This window comes from Roseibium album (assembly GCF_001404515.1).
In the GTDB taxonomy this organism is placed as follows: domain Bacteria; phylum Pseudomonadota; class Alphaproteobacteria; order Rhizobiales; family Stappiaceae; genus Roseibium; species Roseibium album.
This window is the reverse complement of the sequence record NZ_CXWE01000014.1, coordinates 72,728-92,550: the sequence shown is the minus strand read 5'-3', so window position 1 is coordinate 92,550 and position 19,823 is coordinate 72,728. Positions and strand designations below refer to the sequence as shown.

Below are 19,823 nucleotides of genomic sequence, written 5' to 3'. Positions count from 1 at the left end.
CAGAGCCTCCACTAGATTAGGCCGCCGATCTGCTCAAAACCTCTGACGACGGACAGTGCAATTACCGCGACCGGGCGTTGATTCTCAACGCGGCAACATCCGAGCGCCGGAAAGGCTACTACGTTGTTGCATCGGATTTTGTCGGCGAAGTGATCGCAGTCGGCTCCGGCGTGACGGATCTGTTTCCGGGAGACCGGGTCATCGCGGACAATGACTATTCGTCCCTTCAACCGGTCAACGGCGTAAATCCCGGCATTCCAACCAATCAGGGCTCCCGGGAAATCCAGGTGTTGCATCGCACCAAACTGATGAAGGTTCCGACCGGTCTTTCAGATGCTGCGGCGGGGAGTTTTTCAATCGGTGGGCAGACCGCTTACAGCATGGTTCGAAAACTGAATATTCAGCCAGGAGAACGGGTTCTGGTTACAGGTGCGAAGTCGAATACCTCGCTGTTCGTCATTGCGGCACTTCAGCACCGGAATGTCGAGGTCGTTGGTCTGTCGACGTCCGACCGTCACTCAGATCGTCTGAAGGCGCTTGGCCTTTCCGAACTGATTGTGACTGATCCATCCGATACAGGATGGAGCGTTAGCGGACCTGTCGGGGATCATGTCAAAGAGAAGGGTACCTTTGACGCCGTGATCGATCCTTTCAGTGACGTCTATATGCCGGGTCTGTTTGCCCTGATGGGATTCGGCAGCCGTTACACGACCTGTGGGGTAGCGGACCAGCACACTCATCTTGTCGGAAAGGAGCCGCTCGGGAACACTGTGGAAGTCGGGCAGTTCACGCGAAGCATGCTCGTATTCAATATCTCGCTGATCGGGAACTGTCTCGGTCTCCGCAAGGACTTGCAGGCAGCCGTTGACGACGCTGAGGCAGGACGGTTCGCGGTTGACCAGTTGGCTACCACGGTTGTCGACACGCCAAAAGTGTTTTTCGAAAAGACCTACACGGACCGTGACCGGTTCGGAAAGGTTACCTATGTCTATGACTGACCATGTAGGATCTCACCAGCCAAGAGTGGCGTCGCGACATGCCTGAATGGGGTCGTTGCCCGTCGCACTTACGAAACTGCGATCTATCTGCTTGCAGTGGTTTGCTGATGGTGTTCCGTGAATGCAGCCAAGGTCCTGGTCTTGACCCTTAAAACTGGTCCGATTTGAGTGCGAATTTTTGAGTTTGTCTCCAGTTTAAGAGGGCTGATCACAAGCTTTGTCATGGTTTTGTGAAGCCCTTTATGCACAGCTGGTCCTGGCACTCTGGCGTCGCGAAATTCTGAAACAGCTGATCGTCTCGATCGGAGTGATATCGGATTGCCCAGAGCACACTTTTGAAGAAATCTTCGTCGAAAGATTCATTCAGAGCTTGAACCTTGAGTTCATCCACTCCGGGTTGTGATACTTGATTAAGCTGGATCGTCTTGGCTGAAATTGGTAGCGAAGGACCGCTACCGTCGATGGGTCCACGTATCGACACCTTGTTTCTTTTTAACGTTGAAGTCTCGCAGACCGTTGTTCTGAGAGTGGATTTGGTGCCTCGAACGCGGCGGATTCTTGAGCAAACACACTTGAACCAGCACCCCTGAAGATTTGTTTCCCCACCTAAACGAAAGCCACCTGAGTGGACCGAGCGCCATTTTTGGTTGGTTCGGGGCAGTTCACACCGAGGTTTGACACAGCGCAAAACGACTTGCCTCTTGGTCAGCTAGGGTGTTTGGCATCCGGGTTGAAGAGGTGGAGATATGAAAGCTTCACGCATCGTAGTTGTTGCAGTGCTGGTTGCCATCTCAGGCGCTGTCATTGCCTATTTTCGGATTTCGCATAGCCGCGAACAGTTGCCTGCGGGCTTCTTTCAGGGAAACGGCCGGATCGAGGCCGAGCAGGTCGAGATTGCGCCGAAATCCGCAGGCCGTGTTGACAGGGTACTGGCGGCTGAAGGCGATCTCGTGGAAATGGGCGCCGTCCTGGTCGAGATGGATACAGACGAACTCGAAGCCGCTCTCGACCATGCGAAGGCCGATGTTGCACTGGCGCGCCAAACCAAGGCCGAAGCCGAAGCGTTCGTTTTGCAGCGTCAAAGCGAGTTGCGCTTGGCAGAGCAGGACTACGAGCGGGCTCAATCCCTGCTTGCAAGCGAGCATATGCCGGAATCGGTTTTCGAAAAGCGCGAAACCACGTTACGTGTGGCCGAGGCCGTTTTGGGTGCGGCCAAGGCGCGGGTGCAAACCTCTGAAAGCCGGATCGTTGCAGCCGCAGCCGAAGTTCGCCGGATTGACACCCAGATCAAGGATAGCAAACTCAGCGCCCGCATGTCCGGACGTGTTTTGTATCGTCTCGCGGAACCGGGTGAAGTGGTCAGCGCCGGCGGACCGATCCTGACGTTGCTCAGTCTAGAAAATATTTACATGGAAGTGTTTCTACCGGCTGTCGAGGCCGGGCTTTTGCCGATTGGTGCGGAGGCGCGTATCGTGCTCGACGTATTGCCTGATTACGCGATACCGGCGACGGTCAGTTTTGTATCACCCGAGGCTCAGTTCACGCCGAAACAGGTGGAAACGCTGGATGAGCGCGAAAAGCTTGTCTTTCGTGTTCGCGTTCGGATACCTCCGGAGCTGGTGGCGGGGCGAATTGAGCATGTAAAGACCGGGCTGCGCGGCGTGGCCGTTGTCCGCGTGGACGCCGATGCCCCCTGGCCAGAAAGTCTCAATCGCCGGATCCCGCCAGAGTTGTTCGAATGAAATCGGCGGCAGCCAACCCAATCCGTATCGTGGGGGTCACTCACCGATATCGCAAAAAAACGGCGCTTGACGATGTAACGCTTGAGCTGCCGGCAGGACGTCTTGTGGGATTGATCGGGCCTGATGGCGTTGGAAAATCGACTTTGCTTGGTTTAGTGACTGGAGCCAAGGCACTGCAGACCGGAGAAGTCAGTGTTCTCGGTGGCAAGATGTCCGATCCATCGCACCGTCGAAACATATGTCCGGCAATTGCGTTCATGCCGCAAGGGCTGGGCCGGAACCTCTATTCTGAACTTTCCGTTCGGGAAAACCTTGAATTTTTCTCCCGTCTTTTCGGCCAGGATGCGACCGAACGTGAGGCGCGAATAGCCCCCCTCCTTTCAGCGACAGGTCTCGCCCCATTTTCAGACCGATTGATGGGAAAGCTCTCAGGCGGCATGAAGCAAAAGCTGGGCCTTTGTTGTGCGTTGATCCACGATCCGCAATTGCTCGTGCTGGATGAACCGACGACCGGTGTCGACCCATTGTCGCGGCAACAATTCTGGGAGTTGATTTCCGCGATCCGCATTCAAAGCCCGCAGCTTAGTTTGCTGGTTTCCACCGCTTACATGGATGAGGCCGAGCAATTTGACGAGATCGTTGCCATGGATGCGGGCCGGATACTGTTTGACGGCAGCCCGGCCAGTCTCCGGGGCGGCTCGAACAACCTGGAAACCGCTTATCGCAGCCTGCTGCAAAGTGGCCAATCCGATCTGACCGCAACCACCAGAACGTTTGAATGGAACGACGATAACGAACCGGTCATTGTTGCGGAGGGTTTGACGCGTCGTTTCGGTGACTTTACGGCCGTTGATAACGTTGATTTCACAATCCATCGTGGTGAAATTTTCGGTTTTCTCGGTTCGAACGGTTGTGGCAAGTCGACCACGATGAAAATGCTCACAGGCTTGCTCCCTGCGACTGCCGGCAAGGCACTTCTGTTTGGCAAGCCGGTAGATGCACGCGATCGCGAAGCGCGGCGCCTGACCGGCTACATGAGCCAGGCTTTCTCTCTTTACGGAGAACTGACGGTGCGCCAGAACCTCTGGCTTCACGCGCGAATTTTCGAACTCTCCGACAAGGAAGCACGCATTTCCGCATTAACCCGCCGCTTCGGGCTCGCGGAACACCTCGATGAGCTTGCCAACGCTTTGCCTCTTGGCATCAAACAGCGTTTGTCTCTTGCGGTCGCGGTAATACACCGGCCTCGTGTGCTTATTCTCGACGAACCGACATCAGGTGTCGACCCTGAGGCGCGCGATGATTTCTGGAGGCTTTTGTTCGAGCTTTCGCGACAGGACAGCGTTACCATTTTCGTCTCGACGCATTTCATGACTGAGGCAGAAAAGTGTGACCGGGTCTCGCTCATGCATGCCGGCAAGGTGCTGGCAATTGGTTCACCGGCTGAACTGACCGAAGCTGCGGCAGCCGAAACCCTGGAAGAGGCGTTTGTGAAGGCACTGAAAACCGCCGAGCCGCCGTCACCTGTCATTGCTCCAGAAATTCCGCCCCAAAGTGCGAACAGGTCTGCAGAAGGATTTATCCAGAGGAGTTCCGCCTATGCCTTGCGCGAGAGCATCGAAGTGCTTCGCGACCCCGTGCGTCTTGCTTTTGCATTCGTTGGATCAGCATTCCTTATGCTAGTCTTCTGCTTTGGCATCTCGCTCGATATCGAGGATCTGAAGTTCGCCGTCCTTGATTATTCCAAAGGGCCGGAAAGCCGCGCCTACATTGCCGAAATCGAAGGATCGCGTTACTTCGTGCCGACGGATCCGCTTTCGACAGTCGAGGAAGGCAATCGCCGGTTGCGCGAAGGTGACGTGTCTTTCGTGCTTGAGCTGCCACCCGATTTCGGCCGGAAAATCAAGGCGCGAGAACCAACTGAGGTCATGGTAACGGTCGACGGCGCGATCCCTTTCAAGGGAGAGACGGTGGAAGGCTATGTCAACGGGCTGCATCAAGACTTTTTGGACACTTACGCGTCCGGCCTGGGGCTGACATCTGACCCGCCTGCACGGCTGGAACTACGTTTTCGGTATAACCAGAGTTTTGAAAGCATTGCCTCAATGGCACCGGGTATTCCGGCTATCCTGCTGATCATGCTGCCGGCCATACTCGCTGCCGTCAGCGTTGCCCGTGAGCGAGAGCTTGGTTCGGTCACGAACTTCTATGTGACGCCGACAACACGCCTCGAGTTCCTAGTGGGAAAACAAACCCCCTACATCGTCATAGGGTTCGCCAATTTTCTTCTTCTCGCGGCCATGACGGTTCTGGTTTTCGACGTGCCTCTCAAGGGCGACCCGTTGCCGCTTGCCATTGGCGGACTACTCTATATCTGGGCCGCAACTTCGTTTGGGCTGTTGGTCGCAACTCTGACCTCAAGTCAGGTTGCCGCCGTTTTTGCGACAACCATCGCATCGGTCGTTCCCACAATCCAGTTCTCGGGATTGCTTCAACCCGTATCGACCCTTGACGGCGTTTCAAAAACGATCGGTTCTTTGTGGCCGTCTTCTTATTTCCTGCACCTCAATGTGGGTGCCTTCACCAAAGGGCTCGGTTGGGAGGCGCTGCTGCCTGATGTCTTGGCGCTTGCGTGTTTCGGTCCCTTGTTCACGCTTTTGGCGGTGATCTTGCTGCGTCAGCAGGAGCGATAAGATGCGGAGAGTGCAAATAATCTTCTGGCTGGGTCTGAAGGAAATGGTGAGCCTGAGGCGCGACTGGGTCATGATGGCGCTTCTCTTATACTCCTTCACACTTGCGCCGGTAATGGAGGCGACAGGCGTGTCGACGTCCGTAAACAATGCATCCATTGCCTTCGCAGATGAGGACAATTCCCCATTGTCGCGCACGCTTGCTGCTGCATTCTTTCCACCTGAATTCCAACCCGTAGTCCAGATCGAGCCGGGAACAGGTTCAAGTCAGATGGATGCAGGCCGGTTTCTGTTCGTTGTGTCGATACCGCCCGGCTTTGAACAGGATGTGCGAGCAGCACGTACGCCGGAAATTCAGATATTGATCGACGCCACGGCAATGGAACAGGCTGGAATTGGATCAAACTACATCACAAATATCTTGAGCGCGGAGATTCAGAAATTCGCCTCGGGCGCGGATCTTGCCCGAAGGTCGCTGATCGACCTTGTTATTCACAGTGCCTTCAACCCCAATCGTGACACCGTGCAATTTGCAGGTGTTGTTTCGATCATCGGCCAGATCATGTGGCTGACGACAATCCTGACGGGGGCCGCCATGATCCGCGAGCGAGAACATGGAACCATTGAGCACCTGCTCGCAATGCCAATAGCTCCATTCGACATAGCTGCCGCCAAGATTTGGGCGAATGCGGCCGTGGTTCTTGTTGCTGCGTCGCTCTCGATAACGTTTGTGCTGGAGGGTTTTCTCGGTGTCACCATCGTCGGCTCGAAGGTTCTTTTCCTGACCGGCACCGCGGTGTTTCTGTTTACGGCCACAGCACTCGGTGTATTCATTGCCACTCTGGCACGTTCGATGGCGCAGTTTGCTCTGCTGGTTATGCTGACGGTATTGCCCATGCTAATGCTGTCGGGCGGCGAGACACCCGTTGAAAGCCAACCGGATTGGTTACAATCAGTCACTGTCATTCTGCCGTCGCGCCATTTCATCGCATTCAGTCAGGCTGTCGTCTACAAGGGCGCGGGCCTGGAAACCGTCTGGCCTGAGTTCTTGTGGATCGCCTTGCTCGGCGTTGCGCTGCTTTTGTTCAGCCTTCTTACTTTTCGTCGATCAATCACGCAGGACCGCTAGGCACCTTTCTGGACCAAGTTTGTTTGAAATGGGTACAGGTTGTGCTGCATGCGGATCAAAAAAGTCATGAATTTCGTTCCAGCGAGGATGAAGGTGCTCACATGGCGGTCACATTGAAAACGCCTTTGGTCAAGCTTGAAAAGTTGGGAGTTTTTGATGTCTTCGGTCAAGTTTGACGCGCATGCCCTGACCGGTGAAGACTGTTTGCAAAAGTTCGACACCTCCTTCCGGCAGGGGTTGTCTGAGGATGGTGTCGTTCGCCAGCGGGCCAAACATGGGCGGAACATTCTACCGAGTGCGCCTCGTCGCTCATTGATGTTACGTTTCCTTCGGCACTTTCATAATGTTCTCATGTATGTGCTGATCGGCGGTGCAATTGTGACCGCTATACTTGGCCTGGTTATTGATACCGGCGTGATCCTGGCCGTGGTGTTGATCAATGCGATTGTCGGTTTCATCCAGGAAGGCCGTGCCGAAAACGCCATGGCGGCGATTAGGCAAATGCTGGCTCCCCGTGCATCGGCAATGCGAGGTGGGAAGCGCATCAGCATTGACGCAGCCGATCTGGTTCCTGGTGATATTGTGGTGCTGGAGCCAGGTGACCGGGTTGCCGCGGATTTGCGCCTACTGGATGTGCATGGTCTGAACGCGCAGGAGGCCATCCTGACCGGTGAGTCGATTCCTGTCGCCAAGGCAACCACCCCGGTTGCTCGAGACGCGGTTCTAGGAGACCGCAAGTCAATGGCCTACAGCGGCACGCTGATCACTTCAGGTACTGGCCGAGGCGTCGTTGTAGCAACTGGAACAGCAACCGAGATCGGTCGGATAAGTCAAATGCTGGGTTCAGTCGAGGTGCTGAAAACGCCCCTCGTTGTCCAGATGGACAGGTTCGCACGATGGTTGACTGTTCTTATCTTGCTGGCGTCCGTCGGCCTGCTTCTATTCGGGTACCATGTCCGGCATATCGCTTTCGAAGAAATGTTCATGGCAGCCGTCAGTCTCGCCGTGGCGGCCGTCCCCGAGGCACTTCCCGCAGTCATGACCATAACGCTTGCCGTCGGGGTGCAGGCCATGGCGAAACGAAACGCCATCGTCCGCCGCTTGCCTGCAATCGAGACGATTGGGGCAGTCTCGGTGATCTGCACTGACAAGACCGGCACGTTGACGCGCAACGAAATGATGGTGACGTCAGTCGTTACCAAGGAGAAAAGCTTCACGATTGCCGGTGAAGGTTATGCTCCTTTCGGCGAGATTGAGATCGAATGCGGCGAGCGGTCTGACAGTGATCTGATGGAAATCGCCCGTGCTTCACTGCTTTGCAATGATGGCGCTTTGCATGCCACTGATGATGTGTGGCGGTTTGAAGGCGATCCGATGGAAGGGGCTTTGCTTGCTTTCGCCGCCAAGGCGGGTGTGACGAAGGATGGATGGGCCCGCCTACAGGAAATTCCGTTCGATGCGCATCGTCGCTACATGGCTGTTCTGGTTGAAAAAGACACAGACACCCGATTGGTTCTGGTCAAAGGCGCACCCGAGCGTGTTTTGGAAATGTGTTCGGAGGAAATGAAAGGTGATGGCAGCAGCCCCCTCGACCATGACTATTGGCAGATCGAGATGGATCGCATTGCTGCACTGGGTCAGCGCGTACTTGCCTTCGCGCAGGGGAGGGTCAGCCCAGAGGAGGAGCTTGAGAGCAATCTTGAAGGCAAATTGAGCTTTATCGGGCTCGTGGGCCTTATTGATCCACCGCGATCAGAGTCCGTTGCTGCCGTTGCAGAGTGCCACCGTGCAGGTATCAAGGTCAAAATGATAACGGGAGATCATGCGGGAACCGCCGCCGCAATCGGTCGGCAGATCGGTTTGAAGAGCCCGGACAAGGTTCTCACGGGCGAGGATATCGAGCAGATGGATGACACGGTGCTGGCCGGAGCTGCACTGAATACGAATGTCTTCGCCCGGACGTCTCCGGAGCACAAATTGCGTCTTGTGACGGCGCTTCAGGCGAGTGATTTGATTGTTGCCATGACCGGTGATGGAGTAAACGATGCACCCGCCCTAAAACGCGCGGACATCGGGGTTGCCATGGGTATCACCGGATCAGATGCGACCAAGGAAGCTGCTGAACTCGTCCTTGCGGATGATAATTTCGCCTCCATCGCATCTGCAGTTCGCGAAGGTCGCACTGTCTGGGACAACATCAGAAAGGTCGTGAGTTGGGTTCTGCCGACCAGCGCCGGCGAGGCTGCAACGATCGCCGCAGCACTTCTGTTCGGGTTTGCATTGCCTGTTTCACCGGTCCAGATACTTTGGGTAAACATGATTACCGCTGTCACCCTTGGTCTTGCGCTGGCCTATGAGCCTGCAGAGGCAGAAGCCATGCGTCAGCCACCGCGTCCGCATAATGAAGGGCTGCTGACCGGTGTTTTGGTATGGCATGTGCTTTTCGTGACAGGGCTGTTTCTGGCTGCAGTATTTGGCCTCTTTCGCTATGCGATCGAAAAGGGGTATTCACTAGAGCTGGCACAGACAATGGCAATGAATATGCTGGTTGTGCTGGAAATATTTCATCTGTTTTACGTCAGAAACATCTTTAGCACTTCCATCAGTATGCAAGCCTTCAAGGGAACTCCCGCGATTTGGATCAGTCTGGTCGTCGTCACTGCCGCGCAATTCGCCATAACTTATCTGCCGGCGGTGCAACCAATACTCGGGACGTCGGCAGTTCCATTGACTGACGGCATCGTCATCATTGGGATTGGTGTGGTCTTCTTCGCCACTATAGAGACGGAAAAACGTTTGCGCCTGATACTGGCGGGAGGTGGTGAAAAAAGAAATTGAAATGCTTGTTTTCGATGGCTTCAGGCGCAGCAGCTTTGCTGCGCTGTTGTCTGTAATGCTCACATCCAGCCGGTGAATCCCCTCTCGAAGTTGCAGTGTCACCAGTGCCAAGCAACTGATTGAAAGAGCCGTAAATTTTGTGAGGTACCGTTCGAACCTGCAAGCGCAGTGTGATCGCGCCAGCAAAATTCATCCCTCGAACTAACCTTTATCAAGGCGCGATATCCTGGACGGCGATAACATACATGTGCGGCCGGGAAACAGCCTTCGATGAAGCAAGTGCAATGGTTAAAAGTAATTGCAGCGTGAAAAAGCAAGCAATGCCATCCATGAAAATCCCATTGTTGCTTTTGTTTCTGGTTTTCTGGAGCAGCGCAGGCGGGGCACAACAAATCGACCCACACGCTCTGTACGAGCGAGCTTGCTCTGGATGTCATGCAGCACATGCCGGGGAGTTCGTTTTTGAGGTATTGGAGAACCGCGAAAACGACCTCGTCAGCCGGATGTCACATCGGCCGGTTTCGGCAGTCCTGGAAACAGGGCATGGAGGCCTGTCTGCGGCAGAGGTCGACGTCTTGGTCGATTTGTTCTCGGACATCTCGCGATCGGGGAGGCTGTTCTTTCGCAAATGCAGGATCTGTCACGTGAGTGCAAAGGTACTGGCGCGTCGCAAACTCGTTATACGCGATGGCAGGCTGATCGGCCGGTATTCGGATCAGATTGTTTCCCAGTATCTAATGAACCACGGTCGTCTGAATGCAGATGAAATACCGACGATGGTTGAGGTATTGACGCGCCAGATTACTACAAAAGCAGAAACACAGGATTAGGCCGCATGTACGAATTGGTTGGCTGAGTTAACCTTTCTCGGCAATCCAGGTCTCAATCTGATCAGGTTGGTACATGCACGTACGGAGATATCGGTGCGTAATAAGCATGGAAGTTACGATTTTGAGAGAACGTCTTTTACCGCGGCGGAAAGCAACTGGCTCAGATCAATAGCATTGGACTGATGACAAATCGTATTTGTTGTTACGACCTTGTTCGCTCCAGCCTTCATAATGTCGTGGAATGCTTCATCTGAAAAAATTCCGTGAACGCCGATGCAGATAGGATGCTGCATGCCGTCCTCAACAAGGTGCTGGATCGTTTTGATCATCGTTTGACCGGTTGAAATTATATCGTCCACTAAAATGGGTGTATATCCACGCCACCGGTCGACTTCGGGAAATGACACGTCCACCTTGCGATCCCCGTGACGGGTTTTGCGCAACACAGTAAAAGGCGCTTGCGCCGTTTTCGCAACGGCGGCAACCCATTGCAGGCTCTCTTCGTCCGGGCCGATGAGCAAAGGCCATTCCACTGACTGTTGGATCCATTCGGCAATGAGGGGCGCTGCATGTACGGCGATGGCAGGAATATCAAAAATCTTCGAAAGTGAATCATGCCGGTGAAGGTGAGGGTCGACGGTTACGAGCCAGTCCAAATGGTTCGACAGAAGTTTGGCAAAATGGATTGAAGTGATGGCTTCACCCGATCGGAAGCGTTCGTCCTGACGCATATAGGCAAGGTAAGGACAAACCAGACCAACCGACGCTGCACCCAGATCCCGTGCAGCCATGGCGGTAAACAGGAGCGGCAGAGTCTTGCGATCCGGATTGTCGAGCGACCAAAACAAGATGACGTCGCGATCTCGTAATTCGGTATCAAACCGAATGTATGTTTCGCCATCAGGAAACTGCCGTCTTTCAAGTTGGACGCGTCTCGCTCCGATTGCCGTTTCAACTGCAGCGGCAAGACCGTCATCGTCTTGAAGGCATACGAGCAGAGGCTGCATTCATAACTCCGTCAGCTCAAAAATATCATTGTTTTCCTGCACATACTCGAGACTGTAATCCAGTTCTCCAGGTGCTTCCGCGTGAATTGTGTAGAGCGGTTCTCCGACACATACTGCTGTGCCGATGCGTGTGTGAACTTCAAGACCGGCCGCTTTGGCTCCTGGGGCCCCGGCGAGTTTCGCCACTTTTGCAAGGCGTCTGTTGTCTATTGCGGTCACCTTTCCCGATTCCTTTGCAAAAACGGGATGACGATGGAGCGCTTCAGGTGGTCTTCGCATTCCTCCCTGGGCTTCACAAATACCTTGAAACTTGTTCCATGCGCTGCCGTCGGCCAGAGCTCGTTCGGCAAGTTTGACACCGGAACCCATTTCTATCGTTCCACCAAGTTCCAGCAAATGCCCGGCAAGTGCAATTGACTTGTCTCTGAGATCTGGTGGTGCATCTGTGGCGCCCTGCAATACGGAAAGCACGTCTCGCGCTTCAAGGGCAGGGCCGATACCACGGCCGATTGGTTGCCGGCCATCGGAAATAACGGTGCGTGCTTCCACGTCAAATGCAAGGGCGACAGCTACCAGGTCTCTTGAAAGTGCGTGTGCAGCATTTTGACTTCTGACCTTAGCCGTTGGACCAACCGGCAGATCGAGAATGACATGAGTCGAACCGGCCGCAATTTTTTTGGAAAGAACCGAGGCGACGAGCTGGCCCTCGCTATCCAGGTCGAGTGCCCGCTCAATGCGTATAAGTGTGTCGTCTGCTGGACTGAGCCGAACCGCACCACCCCACACAATGCACCCCCCTTCCTTTTCAACAACACGTCGCATGGCCGCGATGTCGAGGTCTACCGGTGCGAGTGTCTCCATTGTATCGGCTGTTCCCGCAGGAGAGGTTATGGCGCGGGAGGATGTCTTTGGCATGGTCAGTCCGCAAGCCGTCACGATCGCCACAACTATTGGCGAGGTGCGATTGCCTGGAAGACCGCCAACGCAATGCTTGTCGACAACAGGGTACGTGTCCCACTGAAGACGATCTCCCGCATCGATCATGGCCCCTGTGAAAGCCACCATTTCGGAGTGATCGAGCGGGCGTGCAGAACAAGCGGTAATGAAAGAAGCCAGGTGAATGTCTGAATATCGGCCGGATACGATGTCTTCGAAAATGGATCTGACTGCATTTGCCTCAAGCGGCCGGCCATAAATCTTGCTTCTCAGATTACTGAGGGAATCAAGCGGACGAGGATGGCAAATGGAGACAGTTTCGCCCTTTAGAATACCAAGACGATGCCAGGCGGATTCCGAGAGTCCAATTTCACCGTGCTCCAGCATATCGGGCGCGGTCTGAAAGAGCGTCGCAATGACCGACTGGTCCTTGTATGACACGCGAATTCGTGTTTGAGCACTAAAGCCCTCCGAATGACAGATGGGACAATCGCTTCGCATGAAAACAATTGCTTCGTATTGCGTGTCGATACCCAACCGTCTTGCATGCAGGATATTGACGCCCTGCTTTGTTTCGCCTGTCGATGTCTTGGTCTCGGTAATCATGCCAGCAGAACTTCTTCGCGGTAATACGGCACGGAACACTGCCAGCCGAATTCACTTTCCACTCGATGACGCAACGCATCCGCGGCGTCAGCTTCTCCGTGCGTGATGAATGCCATTTTGGGTGCGTGATCAAATTGGCCGAGCCACCGCATGATTTCATCACAGTCAGCGTGAGCCGAGAGCATGTGCAAATTGTCAACTTCCGCACGAATCTCTACTTGCGCACCGTGGATCTTTACGCTCTTGGCACCGGACGTGATCGCTGCTCCTCGCGTACCGCCAGCCTGGTATCCGGCGAACAGGATCATGTTGCGATGGTCAGGTCCGTAGTGCTTCAAATGATGCAGAACCCGGCCACCAGTTGCCATGCCGCTGGCCGAGATTATCACCTTAGGCATTCGGTTCCAGTCAAGTGCCTTTGATTCCTCGACATCTTTCACGTAGTGCACCGTGTTGTGGGACCAGTCGCATTCGCTTGCTGTCAATCGGTGGTCGCCAATATGCTTGCCGAATACGTCCGTAGCCTTCACGGCCATTGGGCTATCAAGAAAAATGGGTAGATTGGGGATGCGTTGCGTTGTTTTGAGACGATGCAGGTGGAATAGGAGCGATTGCGCACGCCCAACGGCAAATGAAGGAATAAGTATTGTTCCACCGCGATGAGCCGTTCGGTTGATTGCGTCGGCGAGTACATCCTCTGGATCAGTTTTTTCGTGATGTCTGTTTCCATAAGTGGATTCAACGAGGAGATAGTCTGCATGGTCGACCGGAGAGGGGTCGAGCATAATTGCATCTTCGTATCTACCAAGATCGCCAGAAAAGACGACCGTAAGCCCTTGCCAGGTCAATCTGACGATTGCCGCACCTAGTATGTGACCGGCCCCGTGGAAACTGATTTTCAGTTTTCCGCGAAAGTCGAATTCTTTGTAGAAGTCAATCGGAAACAGTTGCTTCAAGGAGATTTCAGCATCTCTTTTCGAATAAAGCGGCAACGCGGGATGGTGTTTGGAAAAGCCATGACGATTGGCAAATTCTGCGTCTTTTTCCTGCAGGAAGCCACTGTCCGGGAGCAAGATTTCACACAGGTCACGTGTACCGCTGGTGCAGACAACCTGTCCATCGAAACCATTTTTCACAAGCAGGGGAAGATAGCCGGAATGATCCAGATGGGCGTGTGTCAGAACAACAAGATCAATCGTTTTGGGGTCAACTGGCAGAGGCTCCCAATTGCGAAGTCGCAACTGCTTGTATCCCTGAAATAGCCCGCAATCGACCAGAACGCGGAGGCCGTCCGCTTCCAGCAGATACTTTGAACCGGTAACTGTTCCCACACCACCTAGAAACGTCAGTTTGATAGTCATTTTTGCACCAATTCAGTTGTGCCGCGCATTACGTCGGCAAATGTATCTGAACGATCTCTGCCGCGAATTGTGGCAGGGCAAAACACCGAGAACCCAAAGAATGTGGTTCCGGAATTGCCAGCGTCAGCAGATCCGCGGCAATTGTTCGCCGGAAAGCCAGTCGACGACACGGGCGCCGCCGAAGTCAGTCTGCATGACAACCATTCGGTCGCCATCTTCCACCACCTCACCAATCCGTGCAGCTTCGCGCCCCAGAGGATGGGCGTGCGCTATGTCCAAGAGCCGCGTCGCATCCGCAGCCTCGCAGATACAGATCAGTTTGCCTTCATTCGCGACATAGAGCGGGTCCAGGCCCAGAAGTTCACATGCCGCGCGGACATCCGGTCTGACCGGTATTTCCTTTTCCTGAAGGACAAATCCGACACCTGAGGCATGTGCGATTTCATTGAGCGCCGTTGCCAGTCCTCCCCGGGTTGGATCGCGCAGCACCGAAATGTCGGGCACCGCTGAAATCATATTTTCGACAAGTCCATGCAGGGCTGCGCTGTCAGACCTGATCTCGGTCTCGAATTCCAGGTTTTCCCGTTTTGAGAGAATGGCAACGCCGTGATCGCCGATTGGCCCGGACAGCAGAACGACCTGTCCGGCTTGGGCCGCACCAGGTGAAATTGCAACACCTTCAGGAAGAACGCCGACCCCTGTTGTTGTGATAAAGACGCCGTCACCCTTTCCTTTCTCAACCACCTTGGTGTCTCCTGAAACAACCGGAACGCCAGCTTGACTTGATGCTTGCGCCATCGACATCACGATCCTTTCAAGATCCGCTAGCGGAAATCCTTCCTCCAGAATGAAGCTTGCAGTAAGGGAAACAGGCTGTGCTCCAGCCATTGCAACATCATTCAACGTACCGTGCACCGAAAGCGAACCGATGTCTCCACCAGGGAAAAAGAGAGGCGAGACAACATGAGCATCGGTCGATATCACCAAACGTCCTGGCGGTATATCGAACACGGCGGCATCATGTGCCTGATCGAGGACGGGGTTTTTCAAATGCCGGTAAAACAGATCCTTGATCAGTACAGCCATGGCACGACCACCACCACCGTGGGTCATGTCGACCGTCCCGGTTCTGAAGCTTTGCCCTTTTCCAGTGTTGTTCATACAGCAGCCTCCTTAATTGCTGCTGCAGCATCGCGTTTGCGTCCATAGGTCCAGTAGGCCGCACAAGCGCCCTCGGACGACACCATGCAGGCACCCATGGGATTATCCGGAGTGCAGATGTTTCCGAAGAGTTTGCACTCTGTCGGTCTCTTCGCACCGCGCAATATCGCCGGGCACTCACAGGATTTTACTTCCCGTGAAGTCTTGGGGCTGACCGGGAAACGCTTTTCCGCGTCAAAATCCGAAAAGTCTTTCCGAATTTTCAACGCGCTTTGCGGCACTGTTCCAAGACCACGCCACTCGAATTCCCTCCGCAGCTCCAGCACCTGTTCAACCAGTCTTTGCGCCTTTCGATTGCCGTCCCGGGTGACGACCCGCGTGTATTGGTTTTCCACGTCATGACGGCCTTCATTGATCTGGCGGATAAGCATCAATGTCGACTGCATGACATCCAGCGGCTCGAAACCGGCAATCACCACAGGTTTTCTATAGATCCTTGCAACAGGTTCGTATGGTTTCGACCCGATGACCGAGCTGACATGAGACGGGCCTAGAAAGCCGTCAATCCGCACCGGGTCTTCTCCTTCTTCCGCCGGTGCATTGACGATGTGGGCAATTGCTGGCGGGGTCAGCACGTGGTTGCAGAAAACCGTGAAATTCTTCAAGCCTTCGGCCTTGGCCTGCAGTATGGCAACGGCTGTGGGGGGTGTTGTCGTTTCAAAGCCGATTGCGAAAAAAACGACCTCGCGATGAGAGTTGTCACGGGTAATCCTGAGCGCATCTTGCGTGGAATAGACCATGCGGATGTCAGCCCCTTCCGCCTTGGCCTTGATCAGGCTTTTCTGCTTGGTGCCCGGCACGCGCATCATGTCGCCATAGGTGCACAGGATGACATCATGGTTGAGCGCCAGTTCAACGGCATCATCAAGCCTTCGCACCGGCAACACGCAAACGGGGCAACCCGGGCCATGCACATACTTCACATTTTCAGGGACAAGGTCTTGAACACCGTACCGGAAAATTGCGTGTGTATGACCACCACAGAATTCCATTAGGTGGTAGTTCCGTGTGCGATCGGAAGCTTGCGCAATCGCCCTGGCCAGTTTTCGGGCGAGCGAACCGTCGCGAAATTCGCTGACATATCTCATGGCGCGTCCCCAGTTGAACCGGCTGCAGCCATTTCCTCAAGCTCTTCGGCAAGAACACCAGCCTCCATCATGAGTTTGAGGGTTCGATCGGCTTCTTCTTCACTCAGTTTGTGCAAGGCGAAACCTACATGAACAAGCACATACTCACCGACGGCGACGTCATCTATGAGCGCGGTTGATACCAGTTTGCGGATGCCTTCAAGCGCTACCGTGGCCATATCGTCGGCATCCAGAGAAACCACGCGGGCAGGGATGGCAAGACACATGATCGGCGCTCCTATTCTGCAGCCTTGGTCTGGCAGTCACGCAAAGCCTGACGCTCGCGAGCATCTTCGAGCCAGCCGAGCCAATCATCGAAGCCTTCACAGGTCTTTGCAGACATTTGAATAACCTCTATTTTTCGGTTGACCCTTTTCGCGTGGGCTATTGCCTGTTCGACATTGAAGTCCAGATGCGGCAAAAGATCTGTCTTGTTGAGGATCACTAGATCCGCGCTGGCAAAAATATCCGGATACTTCAGGGGCTTGTCCTCACCTTCCGTCACAGACAGGATCACGACCCTGACGGCCTCACCAAGGTCGAAACCTGCAGGACAGACAAGATTGCCGACATTCTCGATAAAGAGAATACTGCCCGGATCCAGGGGGAGCTTTTCCAGCGCATGCCCGACCATATGTGCATCGAGGTGACAACCCTTGCCGGTGTTTATCTGTACGGCTGCTGCTCCTGTCTTTCGGATCCGGTCGGCATCGTTTGAGGTTTGCTGGTCTCCCTCAATAACGGACGCTGGTGCCTTTCCGGATAGCCTCTTCAGGGTTTCAACCAGAAGCGTGGTTTTGCCGGAGCCCGGGCTTGAAACCAGATTGAGCGCGAGGATGCCGTTTTTCGAAAACACACTCCTGTTGCGGTCCGCATGACTGTTGTTCTTGCCAAGGATATCCGTCTCGATCTGGATCAGACGTTGCTGGCTCATGCCTGCGACAGATGTGCCTGCTTCGCCCTTGCCATAATGAACCTGACCGGCTTCATGCTTGTGACCTTGCGTGTCGTTGCAACCGCAAACCGTACACATCACACCACCTCCAATTCACGGATCTTGAGCTCTTCACCGCTTGTGACCTGCAATGCTTCGCCACCACATTCCGGACACGTGTCAAATCTGCGTTGCACCGGGACGGTCTTGAAACAAGTCAGGCAAAGCGCTTCTGCCGGAGGCCGGAAAATCTCGAGCTTTGCGCCTTCAGCCAGGGATCCCCTCATGACAACGTCAAAGCCGAATTGAAGTGCGTCCGGTTCAACGCAGGAAAGTGGACCGACGTCGACGCAGACCCGTCTGACTTCTGTGAAATTGTCTCTGGCCGCCCGGTCCTTCAGGATTTCCAGAATGCTTTCGCACAATGACAGTTCATGCATGCGCGGCCCCCTTTTCGAGTGCCCGGTGTTCTAGCCAGTTCAAAAAGAATGCTTCGGCCTCAACCAGGTTTTCGGACGCTTGCGTGGAGAGTCCCTCCTTGATCTCGCCAAAATCCAGTCCGGATATTCCGAGCACATAGGCGCAAGGAGTGACGCCGAAGAGTGTTGTGCAAAGGCTCAAGACGGTCTCTGGCACAAAGCTGTGGCTGCCGATTGTCTGCGGTAAAGCGGGCTGGACTTCTTTGAAGGAAAAAGCGTGTTCCCCTTCAATTTCCGCATCCACGAATATCACGAGTTCATGTACTGAGATCGCAAGCGCATGCTCTGCGACCAGCTGGTAATCGGTATCGACTTCAAGGCCCTGCAGGGAGCGCTCGGCAATGCGTTCGGAGAATGCCGGACCAAGTCCGTCGTCACCGCGTCCCGGGTTGCCGTAGCCGATCAAAAGCATGTTCTTCCAGTGCCTCCAATTCCACTAGATGCTTGGTCTGTCAGGTACTCTTGAATTCATATCGACTGCCTCCTGCTGTCGACCATGCTGCCCTCCGCATCGAACAGTTCCACCTGAAGCGGCATCTGTCCAAGCGCGTGGGTCGCACAGGAAAGGCAAGGATCGTAAGCGCGGATGGCCACTTCGACATGATTGAGCATGCCTTCGGTAATCTGGGCCTGGCCGGAAAGGTGTTTGACCGCGACGTCTTTCACCGCCCGGTTCATGCCTTCATTGTTGTGGGTCGTGGAAACAATGAGATTGCAATAGGTCACCTGGTCGTGCTCGTCGACCTTGTAATGATGGATGAGGTTGCCGCGTGGCGCCTCAATCACGCCGATCCCCTCTTCACGGCGCTGGCCTTCTGCAATCAGGTCCGTACCTTGCAAGTCAGGGTCGTTAAGCAGCTCGCGGATTTTTTCAATGCAGTGCAGAACCTCGATCATGCGCGCCCAGTGGTTGGCAAGTGTCGAGTTGTTCGGGACGCCGCCGGTTTCTGCCTTCAGAACGGCATGCGCCTTATCTGCCAAGGGGGTGTCGATAAAGCTTGCCGTATTCATACGCGCCAAAGGTCCAACGCGATACCAACCGGCTTCTGGACCGAGTTCCGTGATGAACGGAAATTTCATATAGGACCAGGAGCGAACGTCCTCCACAATCAGTTCATGATATCTGGTGTAGGGTATTTGATCGAAGATCAGATCACCGGTGGAACTCAGCGCCCGCAGGCTGCCATGGTAGAGATCCAACGCTCCGTCGCTTTCCCGGACAAGGGACATGTAATTCGACGGAAAGGAGCCAAACTCCGCAACCAGGGCCTCATGTTCCTGTGTGTAGTCACGCGCGAGCTTGACTGCGTCCAGAGCCCACTCGATCATCATATCGATCGAGCCGAGAAAATGATCACGGCGCTCGATTGTGAGGTTCCTGTTGATGCCACCCGGGATCGCGCCTGTTCCGTGGATCTTCTTGCCCGCCGTCGCTTCTATGATTTCCTGACCGTATTTGCGCATCAAGACCGCCCGTTTGCCAAGTTCGGGCTTTTCCTTGATCACCTCGAAAATGTTTCGTTTTTCTGCGGGGGCTCCGAAGCCGAAGAGAAGGTCGGGGGCTGCCAGGTGAAAGAAATGCAAAACATGGCTTTGCATCACCTGACCGTAATGCATGAGCCTGCGCATCTTTTCAGCGGTCGGTGTCAGCTCATCGACCCCTGCAATCATGTCCATGGCCTTCGCAGCAGCCAGGTGATGACTGACGGGACAGATTCCACATAGCCGTTGGACGATAACCGGAACTTCCCACATTAATCGGCCTCGGATGAACCGCTCGAACCCTCGAAATTCAACAATGTGCAGTCGTGCTTCTTCGACACGGTTTTCCTCATCGAGGTGAATGGTCACCTTGCCATGCCCCTCCACGCGGGTAACCGGCGAAATTTCAATCATTCTGGGTTCAGTCATCTTGATCTTCCGCC

16 protein-coding genes are annotated in these 19,823 nt (G+C 54.5%); 6 read left to right on the top strand and 10 right to left on the bottom strand.

The window, feature by feature from the left end; translation table 11 throughout:
* The first annotated feature begins 77 nt into the window (after positions 1-77).
* From LA5095_RS30040 to LA5095_RS30010, 6 genes are all read left to right on the top strand, one after another.
* Positions 78-998, top strand: a complete 921-nt coding sequence (locus LA5095_RS30040) for a quinone oxidoreductase family protein (protein WP_055391650.1) — start codon at positions 78-80, stop codon at positions 996-998.
* Between the two features lie 746 nt (positions 999-1,744).
* A complete protein-coding gene (locus LA5095_RS30030; protein ID WP_055391648.1) occupies positions 1,745-2,740 on the top strand; it encodes an HlyD family secretion protein in 996 nt (331 codons plus the stop codon).
* Entirely contained in the window at positions 2,737-5,433 is a 2,697-nt protein-coding gene (gene rbbA / locus LA5095_RS30025; RefSeq protein ID WP_055391647.1) for a ribosome-associated ATPase/putative transporter RbbA, read from the top strand. The genes LA5095_RS30030 and rbbA overlap by 4 nt, the downstream gene beginning before the upstream one ends.
* Position 5,434: 1 nt before the next feature.
* A complete protein-coding gene (locus tag LA5095_RS30020) occupies positions 5,435-6,559 on the top strand; it encodes an ABC transporter permease (RefSeq protein ID WP_055391646.1) in 1,125 nt (374 codons plus the stop codon).
* A gap of 156 nt (positions 6,560-6,715) precedes the next feature.
* The gene (locus LA5095_RS30015; protein WP_055391645.1) at positions 6,716-9,397 is read left to right on the top strand and encodes an HAD-IC family P-type ATPase; all 2,682 of its coding nucleotides are present in this window, start codon (positions 6,716-6,718) and stop codon (positions 9,395-9,397) included.
* A gap of 170 nt (positions 9,398-9,567) precedes the next feature.
* Positions 9,568-10,227 carry a hypothetical protein gene (locus LA5095_RS30010; protein ID WP_144436215.1) on the top strand — a complete coding sequence of 220 codons (660 nt, stop codon included), beginning with the start codon at positions 9,568-9,570 and terminating at the stop codon, positions 10,225-10,227.
* Positions 10,228-10,340: 113 nt separating this feature from the next.
* Here the strand turns inward: LA5095_RS30010 and LA5095_RS30005 are convergent, their stop codons facing one another.
* From LA5095_RS30005 to LA5095_RS29960, 10 genes are all read right to left on the bottom strand, one after another.
* Positions 10,341-11,234, bottom strand: coding sequence for a ribose-phosphate pyrophosphokinase (locus LA5095_RS30005; RefSeq protein ID WP_055391643.1), 894 nt, complete (start codon positions 11,232-11,234; stop codon positions 10,341-10,343).
* Positions 11,235-12,776, bottom strand: a complete 1,542-nt coding sequence (locus LA5095_RS30000; RefSeq protein WP_055391642.1) for a thymidine phosphorylase family protein — start codon at positions 12,774-12,776, stop codon at positions 11,235-11,237.
* Positions 12,773-14,137: an MBL fold metallo-hydrolase gene (locus tag LA5095_RS29995; protein WP_173937435.1), complete on the bottom strand. Its 1,365-nt coding sequence runs from the start codon at positions 14,135-14,137 to the stop codon at positions 12,773-12,775. The genes LA5095_RS30000 and LA5095_RS29995 overlap by 4 nt, the downstream gene beginning before the upstream one ends.
* Positions 14,138-14,260: 123 nt before the next feature.
* Positions 14,261-15,298 (bottom strand): hydrogenase expression/formation protein HypE, encoded by a 1,038-nt coding sequence (gene hypE, locus LA5095_RS29990; RefSeq protein WP_055391641.1) that lies wholly within the window; start codon positions 15,296-15,298, stop codon positions 14,261-14,263.
* Positions 15,295-16,446 (bottom strand): hydrogenase formation protein HypD, encoded by a 1,152-nt coding sequence (gene hypD / locus LA5095_RS29985; RefSeq protein WP_055391640.1) that lies wholly within the window; start codon positions 16,444-16,446, stop codon positions 15,295-15,297. Before hypD ends, hypE begins: the two co-directional genes overlap by 4 nt.
* On the bottom strand, positions 16,443-16,712 hold the full coding sequence (locus LA5095_RS29980) for a HypC/HybG/HupF family hydrogenase formation chaperone (protein ID WP_055391639.1): 270 nt from the start codon (positions 16,710-16,712) through the stop codon (positions 16,443-16,445). Before LA5095_RS29980 ends, hypD begins: the two co-directional genes overlap by 4 nt.
* An 11-nt stretch (positions 16,713-16,723) precedes the next feature.
* A complete protein-coding gene (hypB, locus tag LA5095_RS29975) occupies positions 16,724-17,518 on the bottom strand; it encodes a hydrogenase nickel incorporation protein HypB (RefSeq protein WP_055391638.1) in 795 nt (264 codons plus the stop codon).
* Positions 17,518-17,859 carry a hydrogenase maturation nickel metallochaperone HypA gene (gene hypA, locus LA5095_RS29970; RefSeq protein ID WP_055391637.1) on the bottom strand — a complete coding sequence of 114 codons (342 nt, stop codon included), beginning with the start codon at positions 17,857-17,859 and terminating at the stop codon, positions 17,518-17,520. Before hypA ends, hypB begins: the two co-directional genes overlap by 1 nt.
* Positions 17,852-18,310, bottom strand: coding sequence for a hydrogenase maturation protease (locus LA5095_RS29965; RefSeq protein WP_055391636.1), 459 nt, complete (start codon positions 18,308-18,310; stop codon positions 17,852-17,854). Before LA5095_RS29965 ends, hypA begins: the two co-directional genes overlap by 8 nt.
* A gap of 56 nt (positions 18,311-18,366) precedes the next feature.
* Positions 18,367-19,809 (bottom strand): Ni/Fe hydrogenase subunit alpha, encoded by a 1,443-nt coding sequence (locus LA5095_RS29960; RefSeq protein WP_055391635.1) that lies wholly within the window; start codon positions 19,807-19,809, stop codon positions 18,367-18,369.
* Positions 19,810-19,823 lie beyond the last annotated feature (14 nt).

What these genes read in the sequence shown, in the direction of transcription:
- LA5095_RS30030 (WP_055391648.1), top strand. Translation starts at nt 1,745, where the DNA reads ATGAAAGCTTCACGCATCGTAGTTGTTGCAGTGCTGGTTGCCATCTCA.
- rbbA (WP_055391647.1), top strand. Translation starts at nt 2,737, where the DNA reads ATGAAATCGGCGGCAGCCAACCCAATCCGTATCGTGGGGGTCACTCAC.
- LA5095_RS30020 (WP_055391646.1), top strand. Translation starts at nt 5,435, where the DNA reads ATGCGGAGAGTGCAAATAATCTTCTGGCTGGGTCTGAAGGAAATGGTG.
- LA5095_RS30015 (WP_055391645.1), top strand. Translation starts at nt 6,716, where the DNA reads ATGTCTTCGGTCAAGTTTGACGCGCATGCCCTGACCGGTGAAGACTGT.
- LA5095_RS30005 (WP_055391643.1), bottom strand. Translation starts at nt 11,234, where the DNA reads ATGCAGCCTCTGCTCGTATGCCTTCAAGACGATGACGGTCTTGCCGCT.
- LA5095_RS30000 (WP_055391642.1), bottom strand. Translation starts at nt 12,776, where the DNA reads ATGATTACCGAGACCAAGACATCGACAGGCGAAACAAAGCAGGGCGTC.
- LA5095_RS29995 (WP_173937435.1), bottom strand. Translation starts at nt 14,137, where the DNA reads ATGACTATCAAACTGACGTTTCTAGGTGGTGTGGGAACAGTTACCGGT.
- hypE (WP_055391641.1), bottom strand. Translation starts at nt 15,298, where the DNA reads ATGAACAACACTGGAAAAGGGCAAAGCTTCAGAACCGGGACGGTCGAC.
- hypD (WP_055391640.1), bottom strand. Translation starts at nt 16,446, where the DNA reads ATGAGATATGTCAGCGAATTTCGCGACGGTTCGCTCGCCCGAAAACTG.
- LA5095_RS29980 (WP_055391639.1), bottom strand. Translation starts at nt 16,712, where the DNA reads ATGTGTCTTGCCATCCCTGCCCGCGTGGTTTCTCTGGATGCCGACGAT.
- hypB (WP_055391638.1), bottom strand. Translation starts at nt 17,518, where the DNA reads ATGTGTACGGTTTGCGGTTGCAACGACACGCAAGGTCACAAGCATGAA.
- hypA (WP_055391637.1), bottom strand. Translation starts at nt 17,859, where the DNA reads ATGCATGAACTGTCATTGTGCGAAAGCATTCTGGAAATCCTGAAGGAC.
- LA5095_RS29965 (WP_055391636.1), bottom strand. Translation starts at nt 18,310, where the DNA reads ATGCTTTTGATCGGCTACGGCAACCCGGGACGCGGTGACGACGGACTT.
- LA5095_RS29960 (WP_055391635.1), bottom strand. Translation starts at nt 19,809, where the DNA reads ATGACTGAACCCAGAATGATTGAAATTTCGCCGGTTACCCGCGTGGAG.